Genomic DNA, 26,933 nt, shown 5'->3' on the forward strand with positions numbered 1-26,933 from the left:
GAGGGGGAGCTATGGATCAGAGATCCATTGACCGCATCAACGAACTGGCCCGAAAGGCCAAAACTGCCGAAGGGCTGACGGAGGCGGAAAAAGCGGAGCAGGCGGTCCTGCGCCGGGCCTATATCGATTCCGTGCTGGGCAATCTCAAGGGCCAGCTGGACAACACCTATATCATGGACGAAAAAGGCCGCAAGCGGAAGCTGAAAAAGAAGGGGGAGTAAGCCATGGCGGGCAGTGGGCGGAAAAAGAAGGACAATGACATTGGCTCCTGGGCGCTGATCGTGATTTTGTTTGCCCTGGGGATCTGGCCCGTGGCGCTGTTTCTGCTGTTTGCCAAGCTGTTTGGCAGCGACGAAAAGCAGCGGCAGGAGGCTCCGCCGCCTCTGCGGGCAGAGCCTGTGGTCAAAGAGCACAGCGCCCAGGCGGGCAAGGCCAAAAAGGCCGTTGGCAAAGTTACAAAGTCCCCGACCACGAAGAAGTCCAACGCAAGGGTCCTGAAGATCGTGGGCGCCATCGTGGCGGCAGTGGGCATCATCGCGGCGGCGGAACCGCTGGGAATGCTCCCGTATTCCTACGACTGGCTGGGCATCTGGCTGGAGGATTTTCTGGCGGGACTGGCCATCGCCGTGGGCGGCGGGGCCATGTTTTTCAGCGGGATTTCCATGGACCGCCAGCTGAAACGCTACGCCAAGTACCTGGCGGTCATGGGAGACCGGGAGGCCATGCCGGTGGAGGAGCTGGCCCGCACCCTGGGTTACCCGGAGCGCCGTGTGGAGAAGGACCTCCAGAAGATGATCGAAAAGGGGTACTTCGGCGGCAAAGCGTATCTGAACGTGGAACTGGGCTACCTGTTCCGCAGCGGTCAGGCCGACGCGGAGTGGAAGCGCAGACAGCAGGAGGCCCAGGCCGCCCCCACGCCCAAGGAGGCGGAGGAGGGCTATTCCGGCATCCTGCGGAACATCCGCCGGGTCAACGACGAGATCGCGGACCCCATTCTCTCCGCCAAGATCGACCGGCTGGAGGAGATCACGGCCAAGATTTTCCGGGCGGTGGAGGAGGATCCCAAAAAGCGGGGAAAGATCGACACCTTCCTGAACTACTACCTGCCCACCACCCAAAAGCTGCTGGACTCCTATGCCCAGTTTGAGGCCGCCGGTGTGGAGGGGGAGAACCTGCGGCAGGCCAAGAGCCGCATCGAGTCCACCATGGATTCGATCATCAAGGGGTTTGAACACCAGCTGGACGAGCTGTATAAGGCCGACGTGCTGGATGTGGACAGCGATATCCGGGTGATGGAGACCATGCTCCGGCGGGATACCGCCACCGTGGAGAAAGACTTTGGCCTGGGCGGCACGGCGGTCCAGCGGGAGGAGGATCTGTAAATCGGGACCGGCACGCTGTCAGGCGTGCCGGTTTCTCCCTTTGCAATGGTTTATTGCGTGACTTTTGGACTGCCATGGGGGATACTTGAGCAAGGAGGGTGATCCAATGAACGCTGTTGCAAAGAATCTCAAACGCCTGCGGAAGCAGGCGGGGGTGACACAGGAGGCGCTGGCGGAGCGGCTCCATGTGACGCGGCAGGCGGTGTCCAATTGGGAGACCGCCAGGACCCAGCCGGACATCGAGACGCTGAAAGCCCTGGCAGAGGCGCTGGGGACGGATGTGAACGGGCTAATCTGCGGTCCCCGGCCCGCTGTGGACAGCTATGCCCGGTATCAGAAAAAATACGTCATCTGTGCGGCGGCCTGTGCCGCTTTGGTGTTGGCAGAGCGGCTTCTGCAATGGAAGCTGGTCCCATGGCTCCAGACGCACAAGGCGGCGCATTATCTGGTCTGGCCCAGTTTCCTCTATGGGATGACGGTCCAGCTGCTGGCGGCCTTGGCCGCCGGTGCGCTCCTGCCCGCGGCAATCTCCCTCTGGCGGGATATCCGCATCCGGGTCCGGCTTTGCCGCCGGGGATTTTTGATGGCGGGGCTGCTGCCGCTGGCGTTGCTGCTGCTGGCCGCAGCGGTCCTTTTCCCTTCGATGATAGGAGCGGGAATGCCGGAACTCCGCTATCCGATATGCCAATATATTAGAGATTTAGTATTATATACTGTCAAAAACAGAGCGGAACTGGCGTTTTTTGCGGGTCTATGCCTTTTCCTGGGCCTGAACCGCTGAAGGGGTTGCATGGACCCTGTGTGGTGCGGTATACTCTGGATATCACGGAAAAGGAGCGGACAACATGGCTGTATTGGAGCATTTGGAACCACAAAGCGTATTCCGGTTTTTTGAAGAGCTGTGCGCCATCCCCCACGGCTCCCGCAACACCAAGGCCATCAGCGACTGGTGCGTGGGATTTGCCAAAGCCCGGGGGCTGGAATATCACCAGGATGCGGCCAACAATGTCATCATCATCCAGGAGGCTGCGCCCGGCTATGAAAACGCGGCGCCCATCATTCTCCAGGGCCACCTGGACATGGTGTGCGAAAAGACGCCCGGCTGTGCCAAGGACATGGAGCGGGAGGGCCTGGACCTGGCGGTGGACGGCGATTTTGTCAGCGCAAAGGATACGACCCTGGGCGGCGACGACGGCATCGCCGTGGCCATGGCCCTGGCGATTCTGGACGATCCCACGATCCCCCACCCCCGGCTGGAGGTGGTGCTGACCACCGAGGAGGAGATCGGCATGCTGGGCGCGGCGGCGCTGGATGTATCGTCCCTGCGCGGGCGGCAGCTGCTGAATCTGGACTCCGAGGAGGAGGGGATCTTCACGGTCAGCTGCGCGGGAGGCAGTGTGACCACCTGCCGCCTGCCGGTGACGCGGTCGCCCTTTGCGGGGACCGCGCTGCGGGTCCGGATATCCGGGCTGACCGGGGGACACTCCGGCGCGGAGATCCATAAGGGCCGGGGCAACGCGGACCTTTTGCTGGGCCGTATCCTGCGGGCCATGGCGGAGGCTGCGGAGCTGCGGCTGGTCTCCTGCACCGGCGGGCTGAAGGACAACGCCATCCCCACGGCGGCTGAGGCGGTCGTCTCCACGGCGGACGCAGCAACGGCCGGCGGGGCGGCGGAGCGTCTGGCAGGCCTCATCCAGGCGGAGTACCGCGCCGCGGATCCGGCACTGACTGTCACTGTGGAGGAGACCATGGCAGGGGAAACACCCATGGACGCGGACTCCACCCGGCGGGCGCTGTGCCTGCTGGCCTGCGCGCCTAACGGTGTTCAGGCGATGAGCCAGGACATTCCCGGACTGGTGCAGACCTCACTGAATCTGGGAATTTTGGAGACCGGCAGAGAAGCCCTGACGGCGGCGTTCTGCGTCCGCAGCTCTGTGGCCAGCCAGAAGGAGATGCTCCATGACCGGCTCCGCTGCCTGGCGGGCCAGCTGGGCGGCACTGTAGATATCGCCGGAGACTACCCCGCCTGGGAGTACCGCCGGGACTCCGCCCTGCGGGAGCGGATGGCAGAGGTGTTCCGGGAGCAGTACGGCCGGGAACCCAAGATCGAGGCCATCCATGCCGGTGTGGAGTGCGGCCTGCTGTGCGGCAAACTGCCGGATCTGGACTGCGTGTCCATCGGGCCGGACCTGCTGGAGATCCACACGCCCCGGGAGCGGATGCGCGTCAGCTCCGTCCGGCGGGTGTGGGACTTTGTTCTGGAGGTCCTGAAGCGTTCCAAATGAAAAAAGGCCGGGGAGCATCGCTCCCCGGCCCTTCAGCATGTGTGGACTCTGCCGCCGGACTGAAAGCGGACGGAAAGAGATCCCCTTTTTCCGGATCCCCGGAGCGGTCATTTTGCATGAAAGAGCATGGAGGAAACAGTTGGCAGACAGGGAACGGCATTAAGCGGAATGACGAAAAGACGGTGAAAAAACTGTAAGTAATGACGGACCTGGGCGAAAAATAGAGAATTATGGCACAAAGTTTTTAAAAAAATCACCAAAGGAAACCGGCAGATTTCTATATGCTTGTTGTTTGTAGTTTAATTGACAAGCTCCCGGCCCACGGGCTATACTAAATACATGCAACGAGCATTTGCAAAAGCGATATTGCGCAAATTTTCCCCCATCTGGGGGGGAGAAACCTGAGGAAATCCCTGAGAAGATACTCCATCTGAACTCGTTTTGCTTAGACTAAATAATATAGGAGGAATTAAGTTTATGGCAAAGAACAAAGTGTTCAAAACGATGGACGGTAATGAGGCTGCCGCATACGTGTCTTACGCGTTTACCGAGGTAGCTACCATTTACCCCATCACCCCGTCCAGCCCCATGGCTGACCACGTGGATGCGTGGGCTGCCAACGGCAAGAAGAATCTGTTCGGTCAGCCCGTGAAGCTGGTCGAGATGCAGGCGGAATCCGGCGCGGCCGGCGCGATGCACGGCTCTCTGGAGACCGGCTCCCTGACCAGCACCTACACCGCTTCCCAGGGCCTGCTGCTGATGATCCCTCCCATGTACCGGATCGCCGGCTCTCAGCTGCCCGGCGTTATGCATGTCTCCGCCCGTACCGTGGCCACCCACTCCCTGTCCATCTTCGGTGATCACTCCGACGTCATGGCCTGCCGTCAGACCGGCTGGGCGCAGCTGGCATCCTCCAGCGTGCAGGAGAGCATGGACCTGGGCGCCGTTGCGCACCTGTCCGCCATCAAGGGTTCCATCCCCTTCCAGCATTTCTTCGACGGCTTCCGGACCTCTCACGAGATCCAGAAGATCGAGGTGCTGGACTATGAGGACCTGGGCAAGATGCTGGATTGGGACGCCGTTCAGAGATTCAAGGATCACGCGCTGAGCACTGAGCATCCCACCCTGCGCCACACCCTGCAGAACCCCGACACCTTCTTCCAGTCCCGCGAGGCCTGCAACACCGCCTATGATACGCTGCCCGCCATCGTCGAGGAGTGCATGGGCAAGATCAACGAGGTCACCGGTCGCAACTATCAGCTGTTCAACTACTACGGCGCCCCCGATGCTGAGCGCGTCGTGGTAGCCATGGGCTCCGTCTGCGAGACACTGACCGAGGTCGTTGATTATCTGATGGAGCGCGGTGAGAAGGTCGGCTTCATCCAGGTCCACCTGTTCCGTCCCTTCTCCATGGAGCGTCTGCTGGAGAAGATCCCCGCTTCCTGCAAGTGCCTGACCGTTCTGGACCGCACCAAGGAGCCCGGCGCTCCTGGCGAGCCTCTGTACCTGGACGTGTGCGACGCCCTGTGGGAAGGCAAGCGCACCAACATCGAGACCCTGTGCGGCCGCTACGGCCTGGGCTCCAAGGATACTACTCCCGCCCAGATGAAGGCCGTGTTCGACAACATGAAGGGTGAGAAGAAGAACCACTTCACCGTCGGCATCAACGATGACGTCACCCACCTGTCCCTGCCCGTTGGCGAGAACATTGTCACCGCCGGCAAGTCCATCATCTCCTGCAAGTTCTGGGGTCTGGGCTCTGACGGCACCGTGGGCGCCAACAAGAACTCCATCAAGATCATCGGCGACAACACCGACCAGTACGCCCAGGCTTACTTCGAGTATGACTCCAAGAAGTCCGGCGGCGTCACCAAGTCCCACCTGCGCTTCGGCCATGAGCCCATCCACAGCACCTACTATGTCACCATGGCTGACTTCGTGGCCTGCCACAAGCCCTCTTACATCAAGGACTTCGACATCGTCTCCGAAATCAAGCCCCACGGCACCTTCCTGCTGAACACCAGCTGGAGCGGCGCTGAGCTGGAGGAGAACCTGCCCAACCGTGTGAAGCGCCAGATCGCCGAGCGTGAGATCAACTTCTACACCATCGACGCCACCACTATCGCCATGGAGCTGGGCTTGGGCAACCGCACTAACACCGTGCTGCAGGCTGCCTTCTTCAAGCTCTCCGGCATCATGCCCATCGCTGACGCCGTGGCGTACATGAAGGCCGCTATCGTCAAGTCCTACTCCAAGAAGGGCCAGAAGATCGTTGACATGAACAGCGCCGCCGTTGACAGGGGTGTTGACGCCGCCGTGAAGATCGATGTTCCCGCGTCCTGGAAGACCTTGGCTGACGACACCCAGGCTCCCGACGCCAATCTGCCTCACTACATCCGTGAGATCCAGATCCCCGTCAACAAGCAGGCCGGCGATACCATACCCGTGAGCGTGTTCATGCCTTACGCCGACGGCGTCACCCCCTCTGAGACCTCAAAGTACGAAAAGCGCGGCATCGCTGTGAAGGTGCCCCAGTGGCTCCCTGAGAACTGCATCGGCTGCAACAAGTGCGCTCTGGTCTGCCCTCACGCCGCCATCCGTCCCTTCCTGCTGAACGCGGAGGAAGAGGCTGCGAAGCCCGCCTCCTTCGTCACCAAGGAAGCCAAGGGCAAGGGCTTTGAGGGCCTGACCTTCCGCATGCAGGTCGATCCTCTGGACTGCCAGGGCTGCGGCGCCTGTGCCAACGCCTGCCCTGCCAAGGATAAGGCTCTGGTCATGGAGCTGCTGGAGACACAGATGCCCGAGCAGGAGAACTGGGACCATGCGCTGACCTTGTCCACCAAGACCAACCCCATGGACAAGTTCACCGTCCGCGGCTCTCAGTTCGAGCGTCCTCTGTACGAGTTCAGCGGCGCCTGCGCCGGCTGCGGCGAGGCTCCCTACATGAAGCTCATGTCCCAGCTGTTCGGCGATCGGATGTTCGTTACCTCCGCCACCGGCTGCTCTTACGTCGTAGGCTCCTCCACGCCTTCCTTCCCCTACGCGGCCAACGAGAAGGGCCATGGCCCCGCCAACTCCAACTCCCTGTTCGAAGATAACGCCGAGTATGCGCTGGGTATGAAGCTGTCCATCGACCAGATGCGCCGTCAAATGGCCACCCACGCCGAGGCTGTGATGGCTGCCACCTCCGACGTCGCACTGAAGAACGCCATCGAGGCCTGGCTGGCCGAGGGCGATAACAGCGATAAGACCCGCGCTCTGTCCGAGGCGGTCGTGGCCGCTCTGGACGCCACCACTGAGACCTCCGATGACATCGCCTTCATGAAGGCCAACAAGGATGTTCTGCCCAAGAAGAGCGTCTGGATGTACGGCGGCGACGGCTGGGCTTACGATATCGGATTCGGCGGTCTAGACCATGTCCTGGCTTCTGGCGCTGACGTGAACATTCTGGTGGTCGATACCGAGGTGTACTCCAACACCGGCGGCCAGGCTTCCAAGGCCACCCAGCTGGGCGCTGTGGCGCAGTTCGCCAACGCCGGTAAGAAGACCGGCAAGAAGGATCTGGGCGCCATCGCCATGACGTACGGCAACGTCTATGTTGCCCAGGTTGCCATGGGCGCCAACGAGCAGCACCTCATCACGGCTTTGAAGGAAGCCGAGGCGCATCATGGTCCCTCCCTCATCATCGCTTACGCACCCTGCATCAACCACGGTATCTCCAAGGGCATGGGCCAGGTCCAGCTGGAGGAGAAGCAGGCCAGCGAGTGCGGCTATTGGCCCCTGTGGCGCTATGTGCCCGAGTTGAAGGACGAGGGTAAGAATCCCTTCATCCTGACCAGCAAGGAGCCCAACGGCCAGCTGCTGGACTTCATGATGGGCGAGACCCGGTTCGCCTCTCTGACCAGAACCTTCCCCGAGACTGCCAAGGAGCTGTTCGAGGCGGCCCAGGCGTTCTGCGCTGATCGTTACGCCAGATACAAGAAGCTGGCCGAGGGCTGAGCCCCTGCCTGACGCTTATCTGTGCAGCACAGCATCATAAAAAAGAGCGGTACCCGAGATCGGGTACCGCTCTTTTCTGTATCGTTTCCAGAAGGGGCGCACCACATCCCGGAAAAACGAGTTCCCCGGACAACCGCCGGGGGGCTGAGGGGCTCGCGCAAAAGGCGGTTTCCTTCCTCTGCACCTCAATACCGCCTGCTCAGCCGGCGGTAGAACCAAATACCAGCGGCATATTGCACGATCAGGTAAGCAGTCAAAAACAGGACGATGGCAAGGCCGCTCACTTGGATCTCCAAAATGTTCAGGACAGAAAATGCCAGGATCGAAAAACAGCAGAGAACCAGTCCCAACAGATAGGCATAGCGGCCGGAGCGGTCCCGAAGCATGACCTTGCGCTCGTCCCGCAGGTCGATCTGCTCCTGTTCCAGCCTCTCCTGGTAGAGCGGCGCGTTTTCAGGGCGTGTCCATTTGGCATACCGCCACAGCTGGATCAGCGAATTGAAAACCAGGCCGCCGCCAAAGCCGCAGAACAGGCTGGACAGCCGCGTCTCCCACAGCAGAGCGGCGACAAAACACACAAGGCCCGCAGCCATCAGGCCCAGCGCCCACCACAGATTACGCTTTTTCATCAGAAGAGCTCCTTTCATGGATAAAAATTTCCTCAATGGGCAGGCCAAAGAAGTCCGAGATGGTAAAGGCCAGCTCCAGCGAGGGGTTGTATTTGCCGGTTTCAATGGAACTGACCGTCTGCCGGGAGACCCGGATGGCTCTGGCGAAGGCCTCCTGGTTCAACCCCATCTCCCGGCGCAGCTGCTCGACGCGGTTTCTCAAAATACTGCCCTCCACTTGTAAAGGTTCCTTTACGAATAAGATAGCAAATTCCAATGGGATTGTCAAGGTAACTTTACAAAAGGATTTTCCATAAATCAAGGAAACGTCTCTTTTTCAGAACGCCTGTGGGGGAGATATGAAACGGGCATTGCTTTTTTGCCCGGGACGTGCTATATTGTACATCTGAAAATCATTCTCAATTTGGAGGATCGCCCTGTGAAAAGGTTGCTGTCACTGTTTTTATTGTGTGCCCTGCTGCTGGCCGGATGCGGGGGGCAGGAGGCTGCGGAAGCGCCTGCGGACGGAAAGCTGCGGATCGTGGCCACGGTATTCCCGGCCTATGACTTCGCCCGGGCCGCGGCTGGGGATTTGGCGGAGGTGGAATTGCTGCTGCCTCCCGGCACGGAGAGCCACTCCTACGAGCCCACCCCGGCGGACATCCTGAAGGTCCAGAACTGCGACCTGTTCCTGTACCTGGGCGGAGAGTCGGACACGTGGGTGGATATGATCCTGGAGAACATCGAAACGCACGGCACCGTGATGCGGATGGTGGACTGTGTGGACCTGCTGGAGGAGGAGACCGTGGAGGGGATGCAGGCGGAGCTGGGACATGACCACGACGGCCATGAGGACCATGACCACGGCCTTGGTGAAGTGGTGGGCATGGACGAGCATGTGTGGACTTCCCCCCGAAATGCCGCCAAGATCACACAGGACATTGGAGCGGCGCTGGCGGCGCTGGACGCGGAGAATGCAGAGATATACCGCGCGAACGCCGGCCGCTATGCCGGGGAGATCGACGGACTGGACCGGGATTTCACCTCCTTTTTCCAGAGCCGTCCCGACAGGACCATTGTGTTTGGAGACCGCTTTCCCCTGCGGTATTTTGCGGAGGCATATGATCTGGATTACTACGCGGCCTTTCCGGGGTGCAGCACCCAGACGGAGCCCTCTGCGGCGACCATCGCATTTTTGACCGACAAAGTGGAGCGGGACCATATTCCCACAGTCTGGTATATCGAATTCTCCAATCACTTGGTGGCGGACAGTATCGCCGAGGCTGCCCGCGTGGAGACGGCCCGGTTCCACACCTGCCATAACGTCTCCCGGGAGGAGCTGGATAACGGCGCCACCTATGTGTCGCTGATGCGGGAGAATCTGGAGACGCTGAAAACCCATATGTAAATATGAAGAGCCGCCTGAAAACACGTTTTCAGGCGGCTTTTCTCCATGTGAGGACCGGCGGCCCGGCGCGTTGCCGGTTTTCGCAGAACCGGCAGGGGAGAGAACTCATGGGGCTGCTGGGCCGGACGCCTGCCGTCCGGTGTATTCCGCGTACTGGGGCGTACCCAGCCCATAGCCTCCGGCCACATCCAGAATGTGTCCCGTGATATAGGAGGAGGCGTCCCCGGCCAGGAAGAGCACGGCGTCCGCGATGTCCTCCGGCCTTCCGATGCGGTTCAGCGGGACGTGGGAGAGGAAGGAGCGCACGAACGCCTCCGGCATATTTTGAATCGCCGCGTCCGTGGCGGTGAGACCCGGCAGAACGGCGTTGCAGCGGATGTTGTTCCGGGCATACTGCAAGGCGATCTGCTGGGTGATGCTGTTGACGGCGGCCTTGGAGACGCCGTAGCCGATGCGGGTGACATCCGGGATCAGGCCGCCGATGGAGGAGATGTTGACGATGCTCCCGCCGCCGCCGGCGCACATATGGGGGACCACCAGCTTGGAGATGCGGTAGACGCTGCCCAGATTCAGCTCCAGGATCCTGAAAAAAGCGGCTTCGCTGCCGTTCACCAGGTCCAGGTCCTCGCCGGGCTGTCCGATCCCGAAATTGTTCACCAGGATATCGATTTTTCCGGCCTGTTGGATAACAGCCTCCACCATGGCGGCATAGCTGTCTGTCTCAGTCGCGTCAAAATAGATGGGGATCATCCGCAAGCCCTCCGCCCGGTGGGCGCTGCAGATGGACTGTGTGTCCGCAACCCGGCGCACCGCCATAAAGACCTGCGCGCCCTGTTCCGCCAGCTTCAGGGCACAGGCCAGGCCAATGCCCTTTGTGGCGGATGTGACCAGCGCGGTTTTGCCCTTTAGATCGTTCATAACAGCCTCCTGTTGTTGATTTCGTTTGGCTCCATCTGCAAGTATGTGCAGCCTTCACGCTTTGTATAAAAACATATTTGAGACGCAAAATAGGGCCAGCGTAAATGACCAAAAACGATTTATAGGAGGGTATTTATGCCGCTGGTTGGAAAAAAGCTGGAGGATTTCAAGGTTCAGGCCTATCAGAACGGCGCGTTCCGGGAGGTCACCCTGGAGAGCGTCAAGGGCCACTGGTCGGTATTCGTGTTTTATCCCGCGGACTTCACCTTTGTCTGTCCCACGGAGCTGGGGGACCTGGCGGAGCACTACGGGGCCTTTCAGGAGATCGGCTGTGAAGTGTATTCCGTCTCCACCGACACGCACTTCGTCCACAAGGCCTGGGCGGATGCGTCGGATACCATTCGCAAGATTCAATACCCCATGCTGGCCGACCCCACCGGAAAGCTGTCCAGTATGTTCGAGGTGTTGATCGAGGAGGACGGCATGGCCCTGCGAGGGACCTTCATCATCGATCCCGAGGGCCGGATCAAAGCCTGCGAGATCAACGACAACAGCATCGGCCGTGATGCGGAGGAGCTGCTGCGCAAGGTGCAGGCGGCACAGTTTGTGGCCGAACACGGCGACCAGGTGTGCCCCGCCAAGTGGAGACCCGGCGCGGAAACCCTGACTCCCAGCCTGGATCTGATCGGCAAGATCTGAAAACAGGCGATTTGCCGCAAACCAGCCGGGACTCCGCTGGTTTGCGGTAATTTTTCTACAAGGAGAGAGGAATATGGAACAGCAGATCTATGATCTGATCATTCTGGGCAGCGGCTGCGCGGGACTGACCGCAGGGATCTATGCGGGGCGGGCACAGCTCCGCACCCTGATCCTGGAGAACGGCGCGCTGGGCGGGCAGGCGGCCACCACCAACGAGATCGGCAACTATCCAGGCGTGCCGGACGCGTCCGGGCCGGAGCTGATGCAGCGGATGCTGGAACAGGCCCGGTCCTTTGGGGCAGAGTTCCAGAGCTGCACGGTCCACAGCGTTCAATTGGCGGGGGAGCGAAAGCGTGTGGAGACCAGCGCCGGCATATTTGAAGCCTATGCGATTATTTTAGCAACTGGCGCGACCCCGCGAAAACTGGGATTTGAGGGAGAGGCGGAATTCCGGGGCCGAGGCGTCGGCTACTGCGCCACCTGCGACGGCTTCTTCTTCCAGGACAAGGATGTTTTTGTCATCGGCGGCGGCAACAGCGCGGCGGAGGAGGCCCTCTACCTGACCCGCTTTGCCAAAAAGGTGACGGTTTTGGTGAGAAAGGACGCCTTCCGCTGTGAAAAGGCCGTTGCCCAAAAGGTGCTTTCCCACCCCAAGATCGAAGTGAAGTTCAACACCGAGCTGATCCGGGCCTATGGAGATGAGACGCTGAAGGGCGCGGAGATGCGGAACAACAGGACCGGGGAGATCACCACTTACACTGTCCCTGAAGAGGACGGGATGTTCGGCATTTTCGTATTCGTGGGCTACCAGCCCGCCTCCGAACTGTTCCAGGGGCAGGTGGAGCTGGACGGGGACGGATATATCCAGACAGACGATCGGCTGGAAACGAACCTGCCCGGCGTATACGCCGCGGGAGATGTCCGGCCCAAGGAGCTGCGCCAGCTGGTGACAGCTACTGCCGACGGCGCCATCGCGGCCACACAGGCGGGGACGTATATTCTCCGGAAAAAAGAAAAGCTGGGCATCGCCCCTGCGCAGGCCCGGAAGGATCTCCGGGAAGAGACGTCCGCCGCGTCCCAGGGCGTCTTAACGGAAGCCCTGCGGAGCCAGATCCGCCCGGTCTTCCGCAAGCTGGAACGGGACGTCGTGCTGGTGATGGCCGGAGAACCTGACGATGTCAAAACACAAGAACTCAAGGACCTGCTGGGCCAGCTGTGTGAAGAGAGTCCGCACCTGTCCCTGCGGGCTTACCCTAAGCATGACCGGGCCTGTCCAGTGGCTTTTGAGCGATGGCCGGCCTTTGCGCTGTGCGGCGGAGATGGACAGTACAGCGGCGTGAAATTCAGCGGCATCCCAGGCGGACATGAGTTCAACTCCCTGATTTTTGCCATCTATCACTATGGGGGCCCGGGCCAGGAGATGGACGCCGCGTTAAGGGCACGGATCGCATCCATTCAAAAGCCGGTTCAGGTGCAGATTGCGGTCTCCCTCTCCTGCCACTTCTGCCCGGAGGTGGTGATCGCCGCCCAGCGCATTGCCATGCTGAATCCCCAGATCGAGGCGGAGATGGTGGATGTGGGACTTTTCCATGAGTTTCAGCGCAAGTACCGCCTTATGAGCGTGCCGGCGCTGATCGTCCAGGGGAAAAGCATCCATTTTGGACCCCAGAGCATGGCGCAGATCCTGGATGTCATAGAGAGCGCGCAGTGATGAAGAGACGACAAGCCCTGTGGGTGCTGACAGGCGTCATTTTGATCCGCGGCTTTGCCGCCGGCGGCATCAACATGACAGCCAGCCTGTTTATCGCACCGGTCTCCCAGGAACTCGGCGTGGGTGTGGGAACGCTGTCACTTTACTTCAGCATCATGTCGGTGGTCACGGTTCTGTGGCTGCCCTGGGCCGGAAGGCTGATCGACCGCTGTCCTGTCCGGCTCCTGGCGCTGGCGGCCGCCGCCCTGCAAGGCTTGTCCTTTGCGGGCTTCGGCCTTTTAGACCATGTGTCCGGGTGGTATCTGCTCGCCATTCCACAGGCCATGGGCGCGGCGATCCTGGTGAGCCTCTTGGGACCGATTTTGATCAACCGCTGGTTTCCTCAAAATACCGGCCTGATCCTGGGAATCCAAATGGCCTTTGTATGGCTGTTTGCCGCCGTACTGCAGCCGGTCATATCAAAAATGATTGAGACCGGCGGCTGGCGCGGGGCCTATTTCTTCGCCGGTCTGGCCGCGTTTTTCGCTGTGGCCGCCGCTGCGCTCCTGCTGCTGCGGGACAGGCCCGCCGCAGAGGACCCCGCTGAGCCGGGAGTGGGGCAGACGGCCTCTGCCGCGGGAGGTACAGGCGGTGTTGAGATCCCGGAAAAGACCGCGACGCATTCCGCCTCGTTTGTCCTGCTGCTGCTTTTTATGGTCGCTATGACCGGCGCGGCGGTGTTCACCCAGCACATCCCGACTTACGGCGGACTGCTGGGCTACTCTTTGGGGCAGGCGGGCCTCGCCATGTCTCTCGCCTCGCTGGGCAGCGCCATAGGCTCCATTGCCATTGGCCTGGTATGCGACCGGATCGGCGGACTCAAGACTTGCTATGGGATCATTGCACTCTGGCTTTTGGCCGTCGCGGGATTTCTATTCAGCAGAACAGGCTTTGCCGTCTTCGCAGCATCCGCGTTTCTGCACGGCGTCGCCAGCTCCAGCATCGCAGTCCTCGCACCGATTTTGACGCTGACCTTTTATGGGAAAATGGATTATGAAAAGATCTATGCAAAAGTTTCCATGGGTGCTCCGCTGGCCTCCATCCTGCTGGTCCCGGCCTATGGCTTTATTTACGATGCGACGGGCAGTTATTCCGCCGTACTGGTCCTGCTGGCCGTACTGCTGGGCAGCGCCAGCCTTGGAATTATGCTGGGCTGGCGGATGCGGTGCACGGCGGCGGAATGCCCCGCCTGGCGCAAAGCAAAACGTCCGCTTTAGAGAGAAAGCTCCCCACCGGCCGATGGGGAGCTTTGGCTGGATGGGAATTTTGGAAATCGTCCCATAAGACGAAAGGCACAACTCAGTTGAGACAAAACCTGCAAGTTTACGCCCTGATTCCACCCGTGAGCCAGACAAGGCGGGGTATGGGTGAAAACAAAGAAAATCCCTGTCCAGTTACGAATCCTCACCGCAAAGAGAGGATTCGTGCCAAATCGGGATTTCCTGAGCTGTATCAAGGGGAGAAAAGTATTTTTTTCAGCCAAAGGGTTTGTCAAAAACCAAACTGAAGCCCAGCGTAAGCGGGTTCGGTTTGGAGAGGAGGAGCAGCGGAATGAGCGCGCTCGGACTTTTGCAAAAAAGTCGGAGCAAGTGATATGACGCTTGCTCCGACGTGTACCAAGGCAAGAAAAATGCTTTCTTACGCAACCCTGTCCATCCCGACCGCGAATCCAGCGGAGCGAATCGCGGTCGGAAGCGAAGAAAAAGCACGTCCGGCGTATGAAAAGGCCCTAAGGCCTTTTCATCGCCTTAGGGCTTTTTCTGAGCTGGCGGAGCGGGTGGGATTCGAACCCACGTGCCCTTGCGGACAACTTGATTTCGAGTCAAGCTCGTTACGACCACTTCGATACCGCTCCAAAGATATGCGGAGTCCCCAATCCAGTCACCAGAAGCTATTATGCCATACTTTCATGGCCGATGCAAGAGCAAAACTGGATGGAACCGGGATAAGATTTTTGCATAGAATATGGTTGGGATAGGAGGAATGGCTTGTGAAGGGACAAATCTACATCTGGGGCAGTGAAAATCAATATGAGAATTATGCTGAAGCCATAGCAGCAGCAGGAGGGACAGCGTGCTTTGGCGGAGATCCGAAGGACTGTGATGGGCTGCTGCTGCCCGGTGGGGGAGATCTGGAACCTTGGCGGTATGGACAGGAAAATCGCGGGTCCAGAGACCTGGACCCGGTTAGGGACCGGGCGGAGTGGGACTTGCTGGACAGGTTCACAGCGGCGGGGAGGCCTGTATTGGGTATCTGCCGAGGGCTTCAGACCATCAACGTATTCTTTGGAGGAACCCTTTTCCAGGACCTGCCGGGACACTGTGCAGTGGAGGGGACGGACCGGCTCCACAGCGTCCGCACACTGCCGTCGCCGTTTTCCGTGTTGTATGGCGAAGAGAATGTTGTGAACAGCGCCCACCACCAGGCGGTGGACCGGCTTGGAAGCGGTCTGCGGGCAGTCCAGTGGACTGGGGATGGCGTGGTTGAGGCGCTTTGCCACCAGACGCTGCCGGTCTGGGCTGTCCAGTGGCATCCAGAGCGCCTGCGCGGACGGTTTGCAAAATGCGGCGCAGCAGATGGAGATCTGCTGTTTGCCTGGTTTTTGGCCCAGTGCCGGCGATAAAAATGCAAAAATTTGCGTGAAAACAGCTTGACAGAGATGCCGGAGTATGGTAATATATCCAAGCTGACATTTTCCATGGAGGGCAAATGCAGGTGTAGCACAATGGTCAGGGCACCAGCCTTCCAAGCTGGGGATGCGAGTTCGATTCTCGTCACCTGCTCCAATGAAATTCGCGCCAGTAGCTCAGCTGGATAGAGCAACTGCCTTCTAAGCAGTGGGCCAGGGGTTCGAGTCCCTTCTGGCGTACCAGCTCTCCTTTTGGAGCGAGCGTCAGTATTGTTTTCTATATGTGGTGGGTGTAGCTCAGTTGGTTAGAGCACCGGATTGTGGTTCCGGGTGTCGTGGGTTCGAGTCCCATCTCCCACCCCAGACAAAAGTAGGGGATCGGGGTTACCCCGATCCCCTATTTTCCTTCCACATTGGGGCGTCGCCAAGTGGTAAGGCAAGGGACTTTGACTCCCTCATCCGCTGGTTCGAGTCCAGCCGTCCCAGCCAGTTGATCTCACCATATTGATGGTGTATATATATGATCCGGTAGCTCAGCCGGCAGAGCAACTGCCTTTTAAGCAGTGGGTCCGGGGTTCGAATCCCCGCCGGGTCACCAGAGAAAAAATCCTCAAAGCCTTGAAAATACAGGGCTGTGAGGATTTTTCTTTTTCTGGAACCTGAGATATGTTCTCCGAATATGGCCTCAAAAGTACTGGCTTTTTCAAAGTGTGCAAGTCAAAATGCAAGTCAAGCTTTCTTTTCCAAATAGGCGTCCAGCTTATCCACGGACTTTCTTTTGTGGATGGCGTCCAGGTGGGTGTATATCCGCAGCGTTGTGGAGACATCGGCGTGTCCCATTTGGGCACAGGCTTGCACCACGTCCACCCCGGCTAGATACATCAGCGTGCAGAAGGTATGCCGCAGCCAATGCATGGTGATGTTGGGGATGGTCATATCAAAGACCTTTGGCCCCGGTTTGCTGGACTTCATGCGTTCCAGGTCGGCGGGGGTCCTGGTGCCGTACTTGATGTTCAGTTCCCGCATATAGGACCGCCACAGCTTTGCCCAGGCGGATTCTGTCATAACGCCGCCTTTGGCGCTGTGGATCACAAGCAGGTTGTCTCTTGGCAGAGCCGCCATGTAGTCGACAAGCCGCTGCGGGATATCCACGGTCCGCATACCGGCGTCGGATTTGGTGACGTGCCGGAGGCTGGGAACGCCGTTGGAATCGTACTCAATGACCTTGTTGACAGAGATGGTCCGCTCCTTTAGGTCCACGTCGTTCCAGGTCAGGGCGGCCAGTTCTCCACGGCGGAGGCCGGACAGCATCATAATGACCGCCACAGGCTGTGCCCGGTGTGGTGTGTTCCAAATCCATTGCTGTTCTTCTTCCGTCAGGGCGCGGCGCTGTTCCTCCTTGCGGCCAACGGCGGAAAGCTCCACTTGCGACTCTGGATTGACAGGGATGACCCGGCCCACGGCCCGCCGCATGATCTGGCGAATGGCAGAGCGGTACAGATTGATTGTGCGCTGTGAAAGCCCCTGATCTGTCAGGGCAATCAGCACCCGTTCGATATCATCCGCCCGCACCTGGCCGATCTCAAAGCCCTGTAATTCCTCTTTCCAGAGCTTCACGGCGCGGCGGTAGTTGTCCATCTGGCGGCAGGTGATGTTCTCTTTCTCTTTCAAGCGGAGCCAGTCATCCGCCCAGGTGTCGAAGCTGTCCCGCTGGGAAAGCACATCCAGGCCGCGGCCAAGCTGGAGCCGGACGGCGGTTTCCTTCTCCTTCAGTTCTGCCGGGGACTTGGCGTAGACGCTCTTATACTGCCGCTTGCCGTTCTCGTCCCGGCCCAGATAGATTTGAGCGCAATAGCGCCCGTCTGCCCGCTTCTTAGCCCTAGCCAAATGGATTCGCCTCCCTTGCTTTTTGTCGAAAGCTATGATATATTGAGCGCAGGAAAGAATCATCTTTCAGCGCTGCACAAGACGGCGGGCGGTTAGCCACATCCTCCGAAAGGAGGTGAGGCCATGCCAATTACGATAACACTACATATCTTCGGATATACAGTGACGATTCGTATAAAAGGCAGAAACCGCCACCCTGGCCGGTGACGGTTTCTAGTGCTTTGCATTAGACTACTAAATCCAAGTCCGGGCTAACCGCTTGCCGCAGCGCCCTTTCTATATTTAGTATAACCGTCACATGATGAATTGTCAATGCCCTGGGCTTCGGCCTGGGGCTTAATTTTTTACCATACTTCTTCGCCTCTAGGTGGTCCCCAGTCGATTTCTTCGCTCTTTAGCGGTGCTTCTGCCCTCTCTGGCGGCTCTCCTGTGCCCTCTGACGGGCTTTCTGGTGAGGCGGTATCCGTACCCTCTGGCGGGGCCTCTGTGGGCGGGTCCTGGCGCTGGTATTTGGGTATCTCGGTCAGCTCCTCGACGCGCTCCACGGCTTTCTGCTGGCCGTCATCGTTGAGCTTGTTAAAAAGAGTGACCAGTGTCTCTTCAGGAGCAGAAAAAGAGTATCCTTTACTTTTGTGTTCACGCTCTGCGTAATATACAGCTAATTTCGCCGCCTTTTCTATGTGATAGTCTTCCGTAGCAAATACGCGCATTACGTTGTATGCATGTCGCTCTTCTATTGAAAGTTCTTCTCCCCAAAGTAACCAATAAAAGTCACATTTAAGAGCATCAGCAATGCGTTGGACAGTCTCTTGCTTCGGATTTCGTAAATCGTTTTCCCATTGAGCAAGCGTTTGGTAAGTAACTCCTAATTTTGCCCCTAATTCTCGTTGAGTTAGACCAGCCTTTTTCCTAGCTGCTTTTATGCGTTGTCCGGTGGTCATGTGCATCACCTCATTATGAGTATAGCATACATTAACAAAAACGCAAGAAAAAATTTTTGCAAAAGACTGTAAATTAGAATTGACTTTTACTTTTGACTGTGATACGATAAATGCAGTCAAAAGTAAAAGCGAGGTGAACATATGAGAATCAACCGAGAGCGTTTTGCGGCGGCTCTGGTCCGGCTCGATCTGAACGGCAACAAGCTGGCGGAAAAGGCGGGCGTGTCCCGTGGGACTGTAACGGCAGTTCGGACCGGCAAGAGTTGCAGCAGGGAGACGGCGGACAAGCTGGCCGCAGTCTTAGGACAGGACATCATCGAGAAAGGAGACTAGACCATGTATAGGCCGCAACGAATCAACAAGCCCCGGAGAGTGATTCACAGTATCGACGAGCTTCCGGTGCTGTGTGATGTCTGCGACGCCGGATTACTTTTGAGGCGGAATCCAGAGACCATAGCGAAAATGGCAAAGGACGGCATCCTCAAAGGGGCCAAGCAGGGGCAGAGCTGGTATTTCCGTCGGGATGATCTGGTGGAGTACATGAACAAATTGTTCGGGACAGGAGCGTGATAAGGTGACCGGCGACAAGCTTTTGAAACACGCAAAATACTATGCCTCCCCGATGGGGCTGCGCGTATTTCCCTGCTGGCCGATGGAGAAATCCCCGGCTACAGTCCACGGCTGCAAGGATGCAACAGCGGACCTGGAACAGATCACAAAATGGTGGACAGGCTCCTACCTCTACAATATCGGCATCGCCACCGGCAGTGGTCTTGTGGTGCTGGATGTGGACATCGACCACGACGCCGGGAAATATGGGGACGAGACACTTGCAGAGCTGGAGCAGCGATATGGATCTCTGCCTGATACCTGGATGTGTCTTACCGGCGGCGGTGGCGTTCACTACTACTTCAAGTGTGATGACCCAGCCCTAACCGTGGGGACCAGCTTTGCTCCAAGTCTGGACTATCGGGGGAACGGCGGCTATGTCATAGCGCCTCCCAGCGTTCACCAGAACGGGCATACATATGAATGGGAGGCAGAGCACACCCCTAGCAATACAGCCCTTGCACCGCTTCCTGAATGGCTTCACAGGCTCATGCTGCAAGGCAAGCAGAAGGACAAGCCCAGCACCGCAAAGACCGCCACAGAGGCCCCGGATAAGGTCGCAGAGGGGAACCGCAACACGGAGATGTTCAAGCTGGCGGCATCCCTGCGGGCGAAGGGACTGACGGTGGAGGAGACCACAGCCGCCATCATGGAGGCCAACAAGGCCAGGTGCAGTCCCCCGCTCTCTGACAGCGAGATCAAGACAATCTGTAACAGCGTCGGACGGTATGAGCGGGGAGAGAGCAAGACAAAGACGGCACCCGCCGCACTGGTAAAGGCGTCAGAGGTTCCCTATGAGCCGCCCCGATGGACCATAGCACCTTACTTCCAGATGGGCAAGGGAACGCTGATTCAGGGAGACAACGGCAGCGGCAAGACTGCTTTCATGTGCGCTATCGCCGCCCATATCACCACCGGAGAGCCGCTGTTGGGAATCAAGATCGCCACGCCTGGGGATGTGCTGATACTGTCTGTGGAGGATGACCTGCCTGTCCTCCGTGGCCGCGTCGAGGCCAACGGCGGGGACCTGGACAAGTGCCATTTCCTGACCAATGCCGCCGGGCTGACCTTCAACAGCCCAGAGGTAGAGGCGGCTATCAAGCAGATCAACGCCAAAATGGTCATTTTTGACCCCTTCCAGGCGTTTCTAGGAGCGAAGGTCGATATGTTCCGTAGCAACGAGACCCGCCCAGAACTGGCGAGATTGTTTGAGATGTGTGAGCGCAACAACTGCTCCTGCGCCATCATCGCTCACATGAGTAAGAGCGGCGATAAGTCCCCAGTTAACAGGTCACTGGGCAGCGTGGACATCCCGGCTTCCATGCGGAGTATTTTGCAGCTTGTCCGCAATCCTGAGAACGAGGACGAGTGTGTCATGGTCCATGTAAAATGCTCCAACGCACCGAAGGGGCCAAGCCTCGGCTACACCATCGGCGACCGGGGCGGCGTCCATTGGACCGGCTTCAAGGACATGACCGCCGAGGACCTGACCACCATTGTCAGGCGCAAGGAGAAAGGCATCCCTTACGAGAAGGAGCCGCTTGTGCAGGTATTCAATCAGCTTGTGACAGATCGGCCCGGCGGCGGATTCTGGAGCTATGAGGACGTGAAGAGCGTCGGGGCAAAAATCCTGGGCTTCCCGCCGTTCTATTCAACCGCTGATCTGAAGCAAAAGCTGTCTGGCCCGTTCATCCGAGAACTACAGGAGAAGGACGGCCTGATTGTGACATGTGGGCATAAGTCGAATGGAGCGAGAGGAATCCGCATTGAGCAATACCAGCATCCACAAGGCTATCAAACGAGCCTGGGCACAGCGTAGGGACGCTTTCTCTTATACAAAATAATATATATATTTCGTCCCTTACTGACCCTTAACGTCCTATATAGCCCTATGTGTCACTGATAGCAGGGACGATAAGGGACGAAGTGTACACCGTTTTTTGTACGAGGGTAACGTCCCTCTTGAATTTGAAAGGAGAAAAATCATGGAAAACACCAACAATATCACCGGCATCAAGGCGGAGTGCAGCATGGTCCTCACCATGACCCCGATGGAGGTGGACGCAATCAGTCTGGCCCTGGTGGTGGGCCTGGATGAATTGAAGTCGATCAACAGCACCGCTATCAAGCAGTTTGAACGGTATGCCCCTGGAAGTGAGGAGCAGCACAAAGCGTGCTCTAACCTGATGAAGTATCTGATTTATCAGAGCATCATGGAATCCGCGCTGGAGTGCGTTAGCGATTTCCAGAAGCGCCAGGAGGAGGCGGAAGCATGAGCTACTACAAGATCTGTCCCCGCTGTGGGGCGCACCTGGACCCCGGCGAAGTCTGCGATTGCCAGAAGAATTTAAGGGATCGGCTCAAAGAGGAGGTTTTGAGCCTGACGGAGGAAGAGTGTGCTATGTTGCTACAAGCATGGAAGCTGCACAGGGCACACCCTGAATTGTCCAATCAAGAGTGTGTAGAAAAAGCCGCCCAGGGCGCTACCAACACCCAGGACGGCAAGGCGGAACAGGTTCTGACGGGCCTAAATTCCGCCTCCATCATACCAACAACGGGGGAGGTTCGTCAAGTATGAATTTTGAAGGAATGACCAGGGAGGAGCTACTGCAAGAGGCGCTACAGTGTATCTTGCTGCTGACCGATGAACAACTCGGCAGAGTCCTTGAACAATGCGAGGAGGAGTTTGACAAAGAATGGAAAGATATGAAGATTACTACATAATAAAGGCTTACAACCAACTCACAGAGAAGAACAAGCGCAAGGTAGACGATCTGATCCGAGCTCTTTTGGACTCACAGTTACCCACTTACGCCCCCAGTAGGACGAAGCGGGGGCGGTACCAGTATTGAGGAGGTGCCTTTTGAAGATCACCGTAGCATACATCCCCGAAGAAGAGCCGGAGGCTGCCGCTGTCGCGGCGGCTATCCGCTCCATAAATCCCGGCATTACAGCCCGCAAAAGTGAGCGGCATCCCCCATTTAGGCACCTGTATTTGACCACTAGGAAGCCGAAAAAATGTTGTAATTCCAACGAATCCGCTTGACATACCCCCGATAGCTATGGTACAATTGTTCTAGTGAAATAGGCATGAGTACCGCCCGCAGGGGTTAGCCGTCAAATGATTGAGGCATGGGAAACGATTTCAACATCGTTCTCATGCCTTTTTCTTATCCCTGACGGCGGAGGTCTTTCCGGGCTTGCGGCCATGCCCTTTCTCCTTTCCGCCTCCGTCATCAGGGAGTCTATCAAGCCGAACTCACGGCGTTAAACGGAGGTACACTATGAGCGAAGAAACCAAGACCACAACTACCGAACAGCCCACCACTCCCACCCCGGAGGACAAAGGGGGACAGGGCGAAAAAATGTTTACACAAGATGAAGTAAACCGTATCGTCTCTGAACGGTTGGCCCGTGAGAGAGCAAAGGCAGAGCCGAAAGAGGACGAACGAGAAACGGCGCTCAGAGAGCGCGAGAAGGCTTTGGAGGCCCGCGAATCAAAATACAAATGCGCTGATTATCTGAAAGAGATCAACGTTGCAGCGGAATGTGCAGACGATCTGATGGAGGCTCTGGATACCGCTGATTTTGATAAATTCAAGGCGGTCATGGGTAAGCTGGGCAAGTACTTTGTTGTACGAACCACAGAGCATGGCGCACCGCCCCCGGCAAATCCTCCCACTTTCTATAAAAGCGGAGATGAAGAGATTGCCCGCGCCTTCAAGCCTAAGATTTAATATTTTAGGAGTGATTTTATTTTATGGCTATCAATCTGGTAACCAAATTTCTGCCCCATGTTGACGAGCAGTTCAAGAATGAATCTAAGCTGTCCATCCTGACCAACAATGACTTTGACTGGACCGGCGCACACACGATCAAGGTTTACAAGGTCAGCACCAGCGCCATGAACGACTATGACCGCAACGGCACCGCCCGCCCCGACGAATGCAGTCGTTTCGGCCCTATCAAGGACTTGGACGCCGTTACGGAGGAGTTGACCCTGACAAGGGACCGTTCTTTCACCTTCGCCATTGACAAGCTGGACAACGACGAGACCGCCCAGCAGGTGGCCGCCGCTTCTGCTCTGGCCCGCCAGGATCGGGAGGTTGTCATCCCCGAAGTGGACAGCTACGTTTACGGCGTGATGGCGGCGAAGGCAGGTACAAAGGCCGCTGCCGTGGCTCTGACTGCGGAGAACATCTATGACGAGATTCTGAAAGCCTCCGGTGCTCTGGACGATGCGGAGGTCCCCGAGACTGGCCGCGTGCTGCTGGTGACCCCCGCTACCTATGCCCTGATGAAGAAGTCCCCGGATATCACCCTTGATTCCGATGTGGGCCAGGAGATGCGGCTCAAGGGCGTCATTGCCAATCTGGACGGCGCTCAGGTGGTGAAGGTTCCCGCTGTGCGTCTGCCTGCCGGTTTCGGCTTCATGCTGGCCCATCCTTCCGCAACTGTGGCCCCTGTGAAGCTGGAGGATTACCGGGCACACCAGGACCCGCCCGGCATTTCCGGCAGCCTGGTAGAGGGCCGTATCTGCTATGATGCTTTTGTTCTGGACAACAAGGCAAAGGCAATCTACTATCAGCCTGTCAACGCTGGCGCGTGATGATAGGGCACAAGGGGCGTGTGGGCAATAGCTCATACGCCCCGTCTGTTTAGGTGATGATATGCAGAAGAAACGATTAAAAATGACCACCAGCCGCGAGGTACGGCGGGCAGTCAACCGGATCACCAATATGTTATTGAATGGAGAGATTGACGCAAAGACCGCCAACGCTATTCTGTACGGATGTAACGTCTGCCTGGGCGCTATTCGTGTTGACGATCAACAGGCCAAGCTGGACGAGCTGGAGAAGGTCATCAAGGATTTGGAGGAACATAGACGATGAACATACAGGACTTGGAACGCCGGGTAAATCTGCTGAAAGAGGAAAATCCTCTGTTCAGGTGTCATTATGCAGATGGCACAGTCATAACCATGACCGGGCATAATGCGTTGATCGCGGCGATCAAGGGTGAGCGGGACGGGGTGAAACTGCTGCAAGTAGAGCCGGAGGACCCATCGCAGGAAGGCGTGTGCGGCCTTGCAAATGCGCTGCTGACCGATGAGGAGGGTACATGACACTGAAAGAACTAGAGCGCAGGATCAACCAACTGCGGACCCGCCCCCCTGGTGCTCTTGTGCCAGACTCTGGACGGTCAGGAACGGGAAATGAGTGTGCAGGAGTGCATGGAGACCGGCAGCGCCTTTATCCATGTTGTCAGCGGAAGTGATCTTGATGACCTGGATGAACTTCTTGCCTATGAACTGAGAGGAATAAATACTTATGATGAGTAGCTTTACCAATCGAATTGAAGCCTTGAAAGAGCGGATAGAACAGCAGAAGGCCATCTATGCGCCGGAGTATATAGACCCCCTCAGTCAAAGTCTGCGGGCATTTTATGACGAGCTTGCAGCACTGGACGAGGAGGGCATCATGCGCCAGGCTCAGAAGATGGATTGTACTCCGGATATCGTGCGTAAGATGGCGCAGGATCATGCCTCGCCGGTGCGGCTCTAATTTTCACAGGTGCAAGTCAGATGCACGTCAAAAACGGCGAAGAACATTGATTTCAAAGGGCTTTACTGTGCCTTTTAAGCAGTGGGTCCGGGGTTCGAATCCCCGCCGGGTCACCAGCTCAGAAAAAGCCCTAAGGCGATGGAAAAAGCCTTAGGGCTTTTCTCATACGCCGGACGTGCTTTTTCTTCGCTTCCGGCCGCGACCCGCTCCGCTGGGCTCGCGGTCGGGGGGAGGGGGATGCGGCCTATTTGATTGAGAAATTGATTTTGGCCGCTTATTGCAGTTCAGAAAAGCTCTAAGGCGCTGAAAAGGCCTTAGGGCCTTTTCATACGCCGGATGTGCTTTTCCTTCGCTTCTACTGCGACCCGCTTCGCTGGTCTCATGGTTGGGTTTAGGCGGACAGGGGCGGTTTTTGAAACAGTTTTATGACTGTTTTGAACGCAGCAAAGAGACTCCATCGCGGTGCTGCCGTGAGGTGTTCCAACTTTGGAAAAGGATCGTGTGACCTGTAATTTCCTTAACAGCTGCGGGAATGGGTAGGAGCTATGAGGACTCCAATGAGAAAATGCGCTTTCACTGCAAAGAACCCTGCGGCAGGACTGGCTTTTTTATGACCCGGGCAGACAGACGATGACGGATTTTCCAGGGGATCAGCCGATGAACATCTGTGTCCAGTAATTGCCTTGGGCGACATAGCCCACGCCGATCTGCGTATATGAGGCGTTCAGGATATTGGCGCGGTGTCCGCTGGAATTCATCCATCCGTTGACGACCGCCTGCGGAGTGGAATACCCCATGGCAATATTTTCACCAGCGGTGCGGTAGGACAGGCCGAAGGCCTTAATCATCTGGAAGGGGGTGCCGTATGTGGGGCTGGTGTGGGAAAAATAGCGCTTATCCAGCATGTCCTGGGACTTATACCGGGCAACCCTGGAGAGCTCCCAGTTTTCAGCCAGAGGCTTCAGACCGTTTTGCCGCCGGATTTCGTTTACCAAGCGGACGACCTCGGCTTCAAAGCTGGCGGCCTTGCTGTCGGTTTGGGGAATGTTCAGGACTTGACCGGGATAAATCAGGTCCGGATTGCTGATCTGCGGATTGGCGTGGATGATTTCGCTGGTGCCCACCTGGTACTTGACAGCCAGCTTCCACATGGTATCGCCCTGAGCGACGGTGTGGGTAAGACCTGCGGCCTGAGCGGCAGGGGTCAAAAGGGCCCCGGTCAGGGCCGCTGTCAGAAGAAATACACGGAATGGTTTCATGATATACCTCCTTTTATTCGGGAACGGAAGAAATAGAGAGCCCCGCTTCCGCGGGGCTCTCCGAAGTAAAAATCAGCAGCCCAGGCCGAAGGTCTGGCAGAGCATCTGCAGCAAGGCGCTGCAATCCAAATTGCTGAAACAGAACATGAATATAGCCTCCTTTATGTGTTTCCCTTGCAAGGATGATACGATTGTAACCGATTTGTAACTATTTTGCAAATGCAATACCTGGAAAGGGGCTGCCGGATGGATGTCATGAGGTCTCCCTTTTACCTTTGGTGTTGCGGCTGCTCTATTCTCCAAATTTCCTGTCAAAATGCCTAAAGGAGCCGCTAACCATCGTGGATAACGGCCCCTATAAATGAAAAGTTGTCTAAGCAAGAAAATACAAAACCTCTCTTATCTCTTTTCCGCCGATGTTATCATCCATAAATACTTCCGAATCAATAAATCCGTTTTTTTCATAAAATTTTCTTGCCCTATGATTATCCGCCAAAACCCATAAAAGCACTTTATTAAATCCACATTGCTTTAATTCCTCCATACATTTGTTAAGCAATAACCTACCATATCCTTTTCCAATGTAGTCGGGCAGAAAATATATGGAAACAACTTCTCCGTAATCGCTATACTTTTCCCATCTTGATTTACAAAAACTGACGGTACCTATAATTCTCCCACATTCTATTAGAACAAGGCTGTTCAGACCGACTTTATTGATACTGTTAGCCCATTGTCCCGTTGGAATACTGTCTAGGTAATCTTGAGGAATCATGCCCTTATATGCGTATTTCCAACTACTTTCATATATTTTGCTTATTTCAAGAGGATCATCATCTTTAGTGATGTATCTGATCTCCATTACAACAACTCCTTGAATACCGATTTGCTGCTCTGGAGTATAGCACGGCAAATTTTAAATTTCAATCTGTGGTTGGTAAGATCGCCGAAGTTATATCCTAGCAACACTTAAGATAAAAGGGAGTATGGGGCAA

29 protein-coding genes and 6 tRNA genes are annotated in these 26,933 nt (G+C 57.1%); 27 read left to right on the top strand and 8 right to left on the bottom strand.

The window, feature by feature from the left end:
* Positions 1–11 precede the first annotated feature (11 nt).
* From Q0Z71_RS06450 to nifJ, 5 genes are all read left to right on the top strand, one after another.
* Positions 12–221, top strand: a complete 210-nt coding sequence (locus tag Q0Z71_RS06450) for a DUF896 domain-containing protein (RefSeq protein ID WP_298019771.1) — start codon at positions 12–14, stop codon at positions 219–221.
* A gap of 3 nt (positions 222–224) precedes the next feature.
* Positions 225–1,382 carry a 5-bromo-4-chloroindolyl phosphate hydrolysis family protein gene (locus Q0Z71_RS06455; RefSeq protein WP_298019774.1) on the top strand — a complete coding sequence of 386 codons (1,158 nt, stop codon included), beginning with the start codon at positions 225–227 and terminating at the stop codon, positions 1,380–1,382.
* A gap of 106 nt (positions 1,383–1,488) precedes the next feature.
* Positions 1,489–2,163 carry a helix-turn-helix domain-containing protein gene (locus Q0Z71_RS06460; protein ID WP_298019777.1) on the top strand — a complete coding sequence of 225 codons (675 nt, stop codon included), beginning with the start codon at positions 1,489–1,491 and terminating at the stop codon, positions 2,161–2,163.
* Between the two features lie 64 nt (positions 2,164–2,227).
* Entirely contained in the window at positions 2,228–3,667 is a 1,440-nt protein-coding gene (locus Q0Z71_RS06465) for an aminoacyl-histidine dipeptidase (RefSeq protein WP_298019779.1), read from the top strand.
* A gap of 477 nt (positions 3,668–4,144) precedes the next feature.
* Positions 4,145–7,666, top strand: a complete 3,522-nt coding sequence (nifJ, locus tag Q0Z71_RS06470; protein WP_298019781.1) for a pyruvate:ferredoxin (flavodoxin) oxidoreductase — start codon at positions 4,145–4,147, stop codon at positions 7,664–7,666.
* Positions 7,667–7,851: 185 nt separating this feature from the next.
* Here the strand turns inward: nifJ and Q0Z71_RS06475 are convergent, their stop codons facing one another.
* Positions 7,852–8,295 (bottom strand): hypothetical protein, encoded by a 444-nt coding sequence (locus Q0Z71_RS06475; RefSeq protein ID WP_298019783.1) that lies wholly within the window; start codon positions 8,293–8,295, stop codon positions 7,852–7,854.
* Positions 8,282–8,497 (bottom strand): helix-turn-helix transcriptional regulator, encoded by a 216-nt coding sequence (locus Q0Z71_RS06480; RefSeq protein ID WP_298019785.1) that lies wholly within the window; start codon positions 8,495–8,497, stop codon positions 8,282–8,284. The genes Q0Z71_RS06475 and Q0Z71_RS06480 overlap by 14 nt, the downstream gene beginning before the upstream one ends.
* A gap of 216 nt (positions 8,498–8,713) precedes the next feature.
* Between Q0Z71_RS06480 and Q0Z71_RS06485 the strand changes: the two genes are divergently transcribed.
* Entirely contained in the window at positions 8,714–9,682 is a 969-nt protein-coding gene (locus Q0Z71_RS06485) for a metal ABC transporter substrate-binding protein (protein WP_298019787.1), read from the top strand.
* Between the two features lie 105 nt (positions 9,683–9,787).
* Here Q0Z71_RS06485 and Q0Z71_RS06490 read toward each other — a convergent pair whose 3' ends face one another.
* Positions 9,788–10,600 carry an SDR family NAD(P)-dependent oxidoreductase gene (locus Q0Z71_RS06490; RefSeq protein WP_298019789.1) on the bottom strand — a complete coding sequence of 271 codons (813 nt, stop codon included), beginning with the start codon at positions 10,598–10,600 and terminating at the stop codon, positions 9,788–9,790.
* A gap of 135 nt (positions 10,601–10,735) precedes the next feature.
* On the opposite strand from Q0Z71_RS06490, the gene ahpC reads away from it, so the two are divergent.
* The 4 genes from ahpC to Q0Z71_RS06510 all read left to right on the top strand — a co-directional run bounded on the left by ahpC (position 10,736) and on the right by Q0Z71_RS06510 (position 14,647).
* A complete protein-coding gene (gene ahpC / locus Q0Z71_RS06495) occupies positions 10,736–11,299 on the top strand; it encodes an alkyl hydroperoxide reductase subunit C (protein WP_298019791.1) in 564 nt (187 codons plus the stop codon).
* Between the two features lie 73 nt (positions 11,300–11,372).
* Positions 11,373–13,010, top strand: a complete 1,638-nt coding sequence (gene trxB, locus Q0Z71_RS06500; RefSeq protein ID WP_298019793.1) for a thioredoxin-disulfide reductase — start codon at positions 11,373–11,375, stop codon at positions 13,008–13,010.
* Positions 13,010–14,266: an MFS transporter gene (locus Q0Z71_RS06505; RefSeq protein ID WP_298019796.1), complete on the top strand. Its 1,257-nt coding sequence runs from the start codon at positions 13,010–13,012 to the stop codon at positions 14,264–14,266. Before trxB ends, Q0Z71_RS06505 begins: the two co-directional genes overlap by 1 nt.
* 150 nt (positions 14,267–14,416) lie before the next feature.
* The gene (locus Q0Z71_RS06510) at positions 14,417–14,647 is read left to right on the top strand and encodes a hypothetical protein (protein ID WP_298019798.1); all 231 of its coding nucleotides are present in this window, start codon (positions 14,417–14,419) and stop codon (positions 14,645–14,647) included.
* 168 nt (positions 14,648–14,815) lie between these two features.
* On the opposite strand, the gene Q0Z71_RS06515 is transcribed toward Q0Z71_RS06510, so the two are convergent.
* Positions 14,816–14,904, bottom strand: a tRNA-Ser gene (locus Q0Z71_RS06515).
* 135 nt (positions 14,905–15,039) lie between these two features.
* Between Q0Z71_RS06515 and Q0Z71_RS06520 the strand changes: the two genes are divergently transcribed.
* From Q0Z71_RS06520 to Q0Z71_RS06545, 6 genes are all read left to right on the top strand, one after another.
* Positions 15,040–15,672: a gamma-glutamyl-gamma-aminobutyrate hydrolase family protein gene (locus Q0Z71_RS06520; RefSeq protein ID WP_298019800.1), complete on the top strand. Its 633-nt coding sequence runs from the start codon at positions 15,040–15,042 to the stop codon at positions 15,670–15,672.
* 88 nt (positions 15,673–15,760) lie between these two features.
* Positions 15,761–15,835, top strand: a tRNA-Gly gene (locus tag Q0Z71_RS06525).
* Between the two features lie 9 nt (positions 15,836–15,844).
* Positions 15,845–15,921: transfer RNA gene (locus tag Q0Z71_RS06530), tRNA-Arg, on the top strand.
* 43 nt (positions 15,922–15,964) lie between these two features.
* Positions 15,965–16,041, top strand: a tRNA-His gene (locus Q0Z71_RS06535).
* Between the two features lie 51 nt (positions 16,042–16,092).
* Positions 16,093–16,167 (top strand) — tRNA-Gln (locus Q0Z71_RS06540).
* Positions 16,168–16,200: 33 nt separating this feature from the next.
* A tRNA-Lys gene (locus Q0Z71_RS06545) sits at positions 16,201–16,276 on the top strand.
* 131 nt (positions 16,277–16,407) lie between these two features.
* Here Q0Z71_RS06545 and Q0Z71_RS06550 read toward each other — a convergent pair.
* Positions 16,408–17,565: a tyrosine-type recombinase/integrase gene (locus Q0Z71_RS06550; RefSeq protein ID WP_298019802.1), complete on the bottom strand. Its 1,158-nt coding sequence runs from the start codon at positions 17,563–17,565 to the stop codon at positions 16,408–16,410.
* Positions 17,566–17,909: 344 nt separating this feature from the next.
* The gene (locus tag Q0Z71_RS06555; RefSeq protein WP_298019804.1) at positions 17,910–18,506 is read right to left on the bottom strand and encodes a helix-turn-helix domain-containing protein; all 597 of its coding nucleotides are present in this window, start codon (positions 18,504–18,506) and stop codon (positions 17,910–17,912) included.
* 141 nt (positions 18,507–18,647) lie between these two features.
* Here Q0Z71_RS06555 and Q0Z71_RS06560 point away from each other — a divergent pair, with 141 nt between their 5' ends.
* The 11 genes from Q0Z71_RS06560 to Q0Z71_RS06610 all read left to right on the top strand — a co-directional run bounded on the left by Q0Z71_RS06560 (position 18,648) and on the right by Q0Z71_RS06610 (position 24,679).
* A complete protein-coding gene (locus Q0Z71_RS06560) occupies positions 18,648–18,839 on the top strand; it encodes a helix-turn-helix transcriptional regulator (protein ID WP_298019806.1) in 192 nt (63 codons plus the stop codon).
* A 3-nt stretch (positions 18,840–18,842) separates the two neighbouring features.
* Positions 18,843–19,076, top strand: coding sequence for a helix-turn-helix domain-containing protein (locus tag Q0Z71_RS06565; RefSeq protein WP_298019808.1), 234 nt, complete (start codon positions 18,843–18,845; stop codon positions 19,074–19,076).
* A gap of 4 nt (positions 19,077–19,080) precedes the next feature.
* Positions 19,081–20,934 carry a bifunctional DNA primase/polymerase gene (locus Q0Z71_RS06570; RefSeq protein WP_298019810.1) on the top strand — a complete coding sequence of 618 codons (1,854 nt, stop codon included), beginning with the start codon at positions 19,081–19,083 and terminating at the stop codon, positions 20,932–20,934.
* A 166-nt stretch (positions 20,935–21,100) separates the two neighbouring features.
* The gene (locus Q0Z71_RS06575; RefSeq protein WP_298019812.1) at positions 21,101–21,391 is read left to right on the top strand and encodes a hypothetical protein; all 291 of its coding nucleotides are present in this window, start codon (positions 21,101–21,103) and stop codon (positions 21,389–21,391) included.
* Complete coding sequence (locus Q0Z71_RS06580) at positions 21,388–21,693, top strand: hypothetical protein (RefSeq protein ID WP_298019814.1); 306 nt, start codon at positions 21,388–21,390, stop codon at positions 21,691–21,693. The genes Q0Z71_RS06575 and Q0Z71_RS06580 overlap by 4 nt, the downstream gene beginning before the upstream one ends.
* On the top strand, positions 21,690–21,839 hold the full coding sequence (locus Q0Z71_RS06585) for a hypothetical protein (protein ID WP_298019816.1): 150 nt from the start codon (positions 21,690–21,692) through the stop codon (positions 21,837–21,839). The genes Q0Z71_RS06580 and Q0Z71_RS06585 overlap by 4 nt, the downstream gene beginning before the upstream one ends.
* Positions 21,840–22,399: 560 nt before the next feature.
* Entirely contained in the window at positions 22,400–22,852 is a 453-nt protein-coding gene (locus Q0Z71_RS06590) for a hypothetical protein (RefSeq protein WP_298019818.1), read from the top strand.
* 23 nt (positions 22,853–22,875) lie between these two features.
* Positions 22,876–23,724, top strand: coding sequence for a hypothetical protein (locus Q0Z71_RS06595; protein WP_298019820.1), 849 nt, complete (start codon positions 22,876–22,878; stop codon positions 23,722–23,724).
* Between the two features lie 61 nt (positions 23,725–23,785).
* On the top strand, positions 23,786–24,007 hold the full coding sequence (locus Q0Z71_RS06600) for a hypothetical protein (protein ID WP_298019822.1): 222 nt from the start codon (positions 23,786–23,788) through the stop codon (positions 24,005–24,007).
* Entirely contained in the window at positions 24,004–24,240 is a 237-nt protein-coding gene (locus Q0Z71_RS06605; protein WP_298019824.1) for a hypothetical protein, read from the top strand. The genes Q0Z71_RS06600 and Q0Z71_RS06605 overlap by 4 nt, the downstream gene beginning before the upstream one ends.
* 205 nt (positions 24,241–24,445) lie before the next feature.
* Positions 24,446–24,679 carry a hypothetical protein gene (locus Q0Z71_RS06610; RefSeq protein ID WP_298019826.1) on the top strand — a complete coding sequence of 78 codons (234 nt, stop codon included), beginning with the start codon at positions 24,446–24,448 and terminating at the stop codon, positions 24,677–24,679.
* A 650-nt stretch (positions 24,680–25,329) separates the two neighbouring features.
* Here Q0Z71_RS06610 and safA read toward each other — a convergent pair.
* On the bottom strand, positions 25,330–25,938 hold the full coding sequence (gene safA, locus Q0Z71_RS06615; RefSeq protein WP_298019828.1) for a SafA/ExsA family spore coat assembly protein: 609 nt from the start codon (positions 25,936–25,938) through the stop codon (positions 25,330–25,332).
* A gap of 373 nt (positions 25,939–26,311) precedes the next feature.
* Positions 26,312–26,800: a GNAT family N-acetyltransferase gene (locus Q0Z71_RS06620; protein WP_298019830.1), complete on the bottom strand. Its 489-nt coding sequence runs from the start codon at positions 26,798–26,800 to the stop codon at positions 26,312–26,314.
* Between the last annotated feature and the right edge of the window lie 133 nt (positions 26,801–26,933).

It is taken from the genome of uncultured Dysosmobacter sp. (genome assembly GCF_947631635.1).
GTDB lineage: Bacteria > Bacillota > Clostridia > Oscillospirales > Oscillospiraceae > Oscillibacter.

What these genes read in the sequence shown, in the direction of transcription:
- Q0Z71_RS06595 (WP_298019820.1), top strand. Translation starts at nt 22,876, where the DNA reads ATGGCTATCAATCTGGTAACCAAATTTCTGCCCCATGTTGACGAGCAG.
- Q0Z71_RS06555 (WP_298019804.1), bottom strand. Translation starts at nt 18,506, where the DNA reads ATGACCACCGGACAACGCATAAAAGCAGCTAGGAAAAAGGCTGGTCTA.
- Q0Z71_RS06575 (WP_298019812.1), top strand. Translation starts at nt 21,101, where the DNA reads ATGGAAAACACCAACAATATCACCGGCATCAAGGCGGAGTGCAGCATG.
- Q0Z71_RS06610 (WP_298019826.1), top strand. Translation starts at nt 24,446, where the DNA reads ATGATGAGTAGCTTTACCAATCGAATTGAAGCCTTGAAAGAGCGGATA.
- nifJ (WP_298019781.1), top strand. Translation starts at nt 4,145, where the DNA reads ATGGCAAAGAACAAAGTGTTCAAAACGATGGACGGTAATGAGGCTGCC.
- ahpC (WP_298019791.1), top strand. Translation starts at nt 10,736, where the DNA reads ATGCCGCTGGTTGGAAAAAAGCTGGAGGATTTCAAGGTTCAGGCCTAT.
- trxB (WP_298019793.1), top strand. Translation starts at nt 11,373, where the DNA reads ATGGAACAGCAGATCTATGATCTGATCATTCTGGGCAGCGGCTGCGCG.
- Q0Z71_RS06450 (WP_298019771.1), top strand. Translation starts at nt 12, where the DNA reads ATGGATCAGAGATCCATTGACCGCATCAACGAACTGGCCCGAAAGGCC.
- Q0Z71_RS06580 (WP_298019814.1), top strand. Translation starts at nt 21,388, where the DNA reads ATGAGCTACTACAAGATCTGTCCCCGCTGTGGGGCGCACCTGGACCCC.
- Q0Z71_RS06600 (WP_298019822.1), top strand. Translation starts at nt 23,786, where the DNA reads ATGCAGAAGAAACGATTAAAAATGACCACCAGCCGCGAGGTACGGCGG.
- Q0Z71_RS06465 (WP_298019779.1), top strand. Translation starts at nt 2,228, where the DNA reads ATGGCTGTATTGGAGCATTTGGAACCACAAAGCGTATTCCGGTTTTTT.
- Q0Z71_RS06505 (WP_298019796.1), top strand. Translation starts at nt 13,010, where the DNA reads ATGAAGAGACGACAAGCCCTGTGGGTGCTGACAGGCGTCATTTTGATC.
- Q0Z71_RS06590 (WP_298019818.1), top strand. Translation starts at nt 22,400, where the DNA reads ATGAGCGAAGAAACCAAGACCACAACTACCGAACAGCCCACCACTCCC.
- Q0Z71_RS06455 (WP_298019774.1), top strand. Translation starts at nt 225, where the DNA reads ATGGCGGGCAGTGGGCGGAAAAAGAAGGACAATGACATTGGCTCCTGG.
- Q0Z71_RS06460 (WP_298019777.1), top strand. Translation starts at nt 1,489, where the DNA reads ATGAACGCTGTTGCAAAGAATCTCAAACGCCTGCGGAAGCAGGCGGGG.
- safA (WP_298019828.1), bottom strand. Translation starts at nt 25,938, where the DNA reads ATGAAACCATTCCGTGTATTTCTTCTGACAGCGGCCCTGACCGGGGCC.
- Q0Z71_RS06565 (WP_298019808.1), top strand. Translation starts at nt 18,843, where the DNA reads ATGTATAGGCCGCAACGAATCAACAAGCCCCGGAGAGTGATTCACAGT.
- Q0Z71_RS06560 (WP_298019806.1), top strand. Translation starts at nt 18,648, where the DNA reads ATGAGAATCAACCGAGAGCGTTTTGCGGCGGCTCTGGTCCGGCTCGAT.
- Q0Z71_RS06605 (WP_298019824.1), top strand. Translation starts at nt 24,004, where the DNA reads ATGAACATACAGGACTTGGAACGCCGGGTAAATCTGCTGAAAGAGGAA.
- Q0Z71_RS06620 (WP_298019830.1), bottom strand. Translation starts at nt 26,800, where the DNA reads ATGGAGATCAGATACATCACTAAAGATGATGATCCTCTTGAAATAAGC.
- Q0Z71_RS06585 (WP_298019816.1), top strand. Translation starts at nt 21,690, where the DNA reads ATGAATTTTGAAGGAATGACCAGGGAGGAGCTACTGCAAGAGGCGCTA.
- Q0Z71_RS06475 (WP_298019783.1), bottom strand. Translation starts at nt 8,295, where the DNA reads ATGAAAAAGCGTAATCTGTGGTGGGCGCTGGGCCTGATGGCTGCGGGC.
- Q0Z71_RS06490 (WP_298019789.1), bottom strand. Translation starts at nt 10,600, where the DNA reads ATGAACGATCTAAAGGGCAAAACCGCGCTGGTCACATCCGCCACAAAG.